The 5348-nt window shown below is 64.8% G+C and carries 7 protein-coding genes; 6 read left to right on the top strand and 1 reads right to left on the bottom strand.

What is annotated here, in order from left to right:
- Positions 1-551 (top strand): DUF1499 domain-containing protein (locus tag EOA75_RS28060; protein WP_164747605.1); only part of this gene is annotated, 551 nt, incomplete at its 5' end.
- 1 nt (position 552) lies between these two features.
- Here the strand turns inward: EOA75_RS28060 and EOA75_RS28055 are convergent.
- Positions 553-1461: an MBL fold metallo-hydrolase gene (locus EOA75_RS28055; protein ID WP_127217400.1), complete on the bottom strand. Its 909-nt coding sequence runs from the start codon at positions 1459-1461 to the stop codon at positions 553-555.
- A 201-nt stretch (positions 1462-1662) separates the two neighbouring features.
- Between EOA75_RS28055 and EOA75_RS28050 the strand changes: the two genes are divergently transcribed.
- From EOA75_RS28050 to EOA75_RS28030, 5 genes are all read left to right on the top strand, one after another.
- Entirely contained in the window at positions 1663-2253 is a 591-nt protein-coding gene (locus tag EOA75_RS28050) for a biotin transporter BioY (protein WP_067327905.1), read from the top strand.
- 214 nt (positions 2254-2467) lie between these two features.
- Entirely contained in the window at positions 2468-3358 is an 891-nt protein-coding gene (rfbA, locus tag EOA75_RS28045) for a glucose-1-phosphate thymidylyltransferase RfbA (protein WP_067327906.1), read from the top strand.
- Positions 3351-3905, top strand: coding sequence for a dTDP-4-dehydrorhamnose 3,5-epimerase (gene rfbC, locus EOA75_RS28040; protein WP_067327907.1), 555 nt, complete (start codon positions 3351-3353; stop codon positions 3903-3905). Before rfbA ends, rfbC begins: the two co-directional genes overlap by 8 nt.
- Before the next feature lie 14 nt (positions 3906-3919).
- Entirely contained in the window at positions 3920-5086 is a 1167-nt protein-coding gene (rfbB, locus tag EOA75_RS28035; RefSeq protein ID WP_245307636.1) for a dTDP-glucose 4,6-dehydratase, read from the top strand.
- Positions 5083-5348: sugar nucleotide-binding protein (locus tag EOA75_RS28030; RefSeq protein WP_127325689.1), on the top strand; the 266-nt coding region annotated here is incomplete at its 3' end. The genes rfbB and EOA75_RS28030, both read left to right, overlap by 4 nt.

The raw sequence follows: 5348 nt of genomic DNA, 5'->3' as shown, positions 1-5348 counted from the left end.
ATCTCAGCGTCCGCGCCCTGCTGGCAGTGCTGGTGCTTGCGCCTTTCGGTGTCGCCGCCTACTGGGCGACCATCTATCCGCCGCTGCGCGACATTTCGACCGACGTCGACGACCCGCCGGCGCTCGACACCAGCGACCGGACAAGCGACATGAACGCGCTGTCACCGCCGACGCCCGGCGAGCAGAGCCTGCAGGCGGAAGCATATCCGCTGGTTAGCGGGCGGAGCTACAACCTGCCCTTCGAAACCGTGGTCGATGCTGTCGAGACCGTGCTCGACCGGCGGGACTGGCAGCTGACCGCGCCCTATCCCGACATCAACGGCCAGAGCGAGGCGACGATCACCGCGGTCGCCAGGGGCTTGGTGCTCGGCCTGCCGGCAGATGTGGCCATCCGCGTCGCCGACGACGGCGATTCGGTCGTCGTCGACATGCGTTCGGCCTCGCGCTACGGGCGTCATGACTTGGGCGACAATGCCGACCGTATCACCGATTTCCTCGCCGAGCTCGATCAGGAGGTCGCCGGCCAGGTCGGCGCGGCGCCGGCCGAGTGAGTCAACCGGCAGGCCTGAAAATCCCGTCGATCGCCGGGTCGCCTTCGCTGGCGACGAGACCGCGGGCCACCAGGTCCTCGAGATGCGCGAGAACCGAAAGGCCGGCTGCTCCGTGCAGCCGCGGGTCGGTGTCGCGATAGATCGCCGCGACCATCTCCTTGATGGTTCGGTCGCCGCTCAGGATGCGTTCCAGGATCGCCTGCTCGCGCATCTTGCGATGCGACTTCAGCCCGCGCATGAAGCTGCGCGGCGCGGTCACCGGTCCGCCATGGCCGGGCAACAGCAGGCGGTCGTCGCGCTCGATCAGCCGGTCGAGCGATTTCATATAGTCGGCCATCGCCCCGTCGGGCGGCGCCACGATGGATGTGGCCCAGGCCATGACATGGTCGGCCGAAAACAGGATGCCTGTCCCCTCCAGCGCAAAGGCCGCGTGGTTGGCGGTATGCCCTGGCGTCAGCACGGTGCGGATCGCCCAGCCGTCGCCATGGGTAAGGCTGCCGTCCGCCAGCGCAATGTCGGGCACGAAGCCCAAATCGGCACTGGCATCCAGCGGATTGATCTCGCCGATGCGCAGCCGCCGCGCCGGCCGATGCGGGCCCTCGGCGAGCACGGGAGCGCCCGTGCGTTCTTTCAGCCGCGCCGCGAGCCGCGAATGATCGCGGTGGGTATGGCTGACGAAGATATGGCTGACCGGCCTGCCGCCTATTGCCGTGAGCAGCGTTCCGAGATGCTCATCGTCGTCCGGACCTGGATCGATCACCGCCAGCGTGTCGCGGCCGACGAGGTAGCTGTTGGTGCCGTGGAAGGTGAACGGGCTCGGGTTCCTGGCCGTGACGCGCTGGACGTCCGGAGCGACCGTGACCGCCTGGCCATAGGCAGGATCGAAGCGTGCGTCGAATTCAAGTGTCATGCCGGGTCCTGCTGCTCGCGGCAAAATGATTGCCGCATCCTGCCGAAGCCAATATAGGAAAATCAATGCATGTCGCCCAAAACTGCGCAGCAGTCTTGGGAGAACGACACGCATCAGGACGAAATCTTGAAGCGCGCCGCCTGAACTCGTTTCTCCGCGACGCGCCTCAAACACAGCAAATCAGCCACGATGGGGAAGACCATGGCAACTGCAACCACGATGCGCCCGCTCGTTTCTCTCGCTCTGCCCGACCAGGGCGCGGCCCGGCTTGCCAGCCAGCTCTTTCTGGCGCTTGCAGGAACCCTCCTGCTCACCCTGTCGGCGAAGACGAAAGTGGTGTTGGGTCCGGTCGACATCTCGCTGCAGACGCTTGCGGTGCTGCTGATCGCCTCGGCCTTCGGCATGCGTCTTGCCGTCGCGACGCTCCTTCTCTACCTCGCCGAGGGCGCTTTTGGTTTGCCGGTGTTCCAGGGCACGCCGGAAAAGGGCCTCGGCATCGCTTATATGATGGGCTCCACCGGCGGCTACCTTGCCGGCTTCGTGGTGATGGCGGCGATCGCCGGCTGGGCCGCCGACCGCGGCTGGGACCGCCACCCCTTCAAGCTGTTCGGCGCCATGCTTGCCGCCGAGATCGTCATGATGACGATGGGCTTTGCCTGGCTGGCGGCGCTCATCGGACCGGAAAAGTCCTGGCAGTTCGGCGTCGCGCCGTTCATCGCCGGCGACCTGATCAAGGTGGCGCTGGCCGCGAGCCTCGTGCCTGCGGTCTGGGCGCTGCTCAAGCGCTCCTGATCGCGACCAAATGACAAAGGGCCGGTGGGCGCTTGGCGCCGGCCCCTTTTGCGGCACAGCCGGATTCGCTCGAAATCGCCGCATGCCGGATGTAGAAAGCAGTGAAATAGCGTCGGGAAGAAATCAAGCCGACAATTGACAAGCCAGTGCCCGAAACATAAGCACGGGCAACTTGGCGTCGAGGCGGGGGCCGCGATAGTTCAAGGAGAGCTTGTTGAAAGGAATTATCCTTGCCGGCGGCAGCGGAACACGCCTCTATCCCCTAACATTAGCGGTTTCTAAGCAAATACTGCCGATCTACGACAAGCCCATGATCTACTACCCGCTGAGCGTGCTGATGCTAGCGGGAATCCGCCAGATTCTGGTCATATCAACTCCGCGTGACTTGCCGGTCTTTCAGGCTTTGCTGGGCGACGGTTCCGAATTCGGTGTGGAGCTTTCCTATGCCGAGCAGCCTCAGCCGAATGGTCTAGCCGAGGCTTTCATCATCGGCCGCGACTTCATCGGCAGGGACAGTGTGTCGATGATCCTCGGCGACAACATCTATTTTGGCGGCGGCCTGTCGCAACTCTGCCGCGAGGCAGCGACGCGCGATGGCGGCGCCTCGGTCTTCGCCTACTATGTCGACGATCCGGAGCGTTATGGCGTGGTCTCCTTCGACAAGGTCACCGGCAAGGCCTTGACGATCGAGGAGAAGCCGCAAAAGCCGAAGTCCAACTGGGCCGTGACCGGTCTATATTTCTACGACAATGATGTCGTCGACATTGCCTCCACGATCCGCCCTTCGGCGCGCGGCGAGCTCGAGATCACGGCGATCAACAATGTCTATCTCGAGCGTGGTGAATTGCATGTCCGCCGCCTCGGAAGGGGTTACGCCTGGCTGGACACCGGCACGCATGACAGCCTGCTCGAAGCAGCGTCTTTCGTGCGCACCATCGAGCATCGCCAAGGCATCAAGATCGCCTGCCCGGAGGAGATAGCGCTGGAGCAGGGTTGGCTCGACGCTGAAAAGGTTCTGGAGCGCGCCGCGCGGCTGGGCAAGAATGAATACGCTGCCTATCTGCGCAAGCGGGCCGCCGACCTGACGGAGGAACGGTTTGCTTGAGGTCAGGCCGCTTGGCCTCGACGGCGTGCTGGAGATCGTGCCCAAGCGGCACGGCGACGCGCGCGGTTTTTTCAGCGAGACCTGGAATGCCGGGCGTTTCGCCGAGGCCGGCATCGATCTCGCCTTCGTGCAGGACAACCACTCCTATTCCGCGGCCGCCGGCGTGCTGCGCGGACTGCACTACCAGTTGCTGCCGCGCGCCCAGGATAAGCTGCTGCGCGTGATAAGCGGCAGCGTCTTCGATGTCGCGGTCGACATCCGCCGTTCCTCGGCGACGTTCGGCAAGTGGGTGGCGCTGGAAATATCGGCTGAGAAGGGCAACCAGATCCTGGTGCCGAAAGGGTTTGCGCACGGCTTCGTCACGCTCGTGCCGCACACGGAGGTGCTGTACAAGGTGACCGATACCTATTCGCCCGGGCATGATCGGTCGATCCGCTTCGACGATCCCGAAATCGGCATCGAATGGCCGGCGATCCCAGGCGGATTCCAGCTTTCGGACAAGGATCGCAAGGCGCCTCTGCTCGCCACGGCGGAGGTGTTTGCGTGAGGAGAGAGGGCGGCATGAATTTCCTGGTCACCGGTGGCGCCGGCTTCATCGGCTCGGCCGTCTGCCGGCATCTGTGCGCCAACCCGGCCCACCGCGTCACCAATCTCGACAAGCTGACCTATGCCGGCAACCTCGCTTCGCTCAGGCTGATCGAGAATGCGCATAATTACCGTTTCGAGCAGGCCGATATCTGCGACGAGCGAGCGGTGCTTGAGATTCTGCGCCGCGACGACATCGACATCGTCATGAACCTCGCCGCCGAGAGCCATGTCGACCGCTCGATCGACGGCCCCGGCGCCTTCATCGAGACCAACATCGTTGGCACCTACCGCATCCTGAACGCCGCGCTCGACTACTGGCGCGGGCTGTCGGGGGAGCGCAAGGCCGGCTTCCGCTTCCATCATGTCTCGACCGACGAGGTGTTCGGCGACTTGCCCTTCGAAGGCGGCATGTTCGTCGAGGAGACGCCCTATGCGCCGTCCTCGCCCTATTCGGCGTCCAAAGCCGCTTCCGACCATCTGGTGCGCGCCTGGCATGAGACCTACGGCCTGCCGGTGGTGCTCTCCAACTGTTCGAACAATTACGGCCCTTACCATTTCCCCGAAAAGCTGATCCCGCTTGTTATCCTCAACGCGCTCGACGAGAAGCCGCTGCCGGTTTACGGCGCCGGCGCCAATGTGCGCGACTGGCTGTTCGTCGAGGACCACGCCCGCGCGCTGGAACTGGTGGCGACGAAAGGGCGGCCGGGCGAGAGCTACAATGTCGGCGGCAATTCCGAGCGCACCAATCTCGGCGTCGTCGAGACGATCTGCGATCTGCTCGACCTGAGGCGCCCGCGCGCCGGCGGCATGAGCTACCGCGACCTGATCACCTTCGTCACCGACCGCCCTGGTCATGACCGCCGCTATGCGATCGACGCCTCCAAGATCGCGCGCGATCTCGGCTGGGCGCCGCGGGAGAATTTCGACAGCGGCCTGGCGAGGACGGTCGATTGGTATCTCGACAACAAATGGTGGTGGGCCCCGATCCGCGAGCAGCGCTACAATGGCGAGCGGCTGGGCCAGGGTCCAATGGGAAACCGCCCGATCGAGAACGGCGCGATGGAAGACGCGGCGATCGAAAACAGCCCGGCCAGCAAGGTCGGAAACGGGCAGGCCCAGACCAGGGAGGGCGCCGCGTGAGGCTTGCCGTCACCGGACGCGAGGGCCAGGTTGCCGCCAGCCTGATAGAGCGGGGCAGCAAGGATGTCGAGGTCGTTCCCGTCGGCCGGCCGGCGCTCGATCTGGCGCGCCCCGAGACGGTGTTTGCGGCGCTGGCAGAGGCAAGGCCCGACATCGTGGTTTCGGCCGCGGCCTATACGAATGTCGACCAGGCCGAGGACGAGAAGGAATTGGCCTTCGCGGTCAACGCCACCGGCGCCGGCAAGGTGGCTCAGGCGGCAGC

The organism is Mesorhizobium sp. M1A.F.Ca.IN.022.07.1.1 (genome assembly GCF_003997575.1).
Classification (GTDB): Bacteria; Pseudomonadota; Alphaproteobacteria; order Rhizobiales; family Rhizobiaceae; genus Mesorhizobium.
Note: the sequence above shows the minus strand (reverse complement) of the source record. Positions and strands in the feature narration are given on the sequence as shown.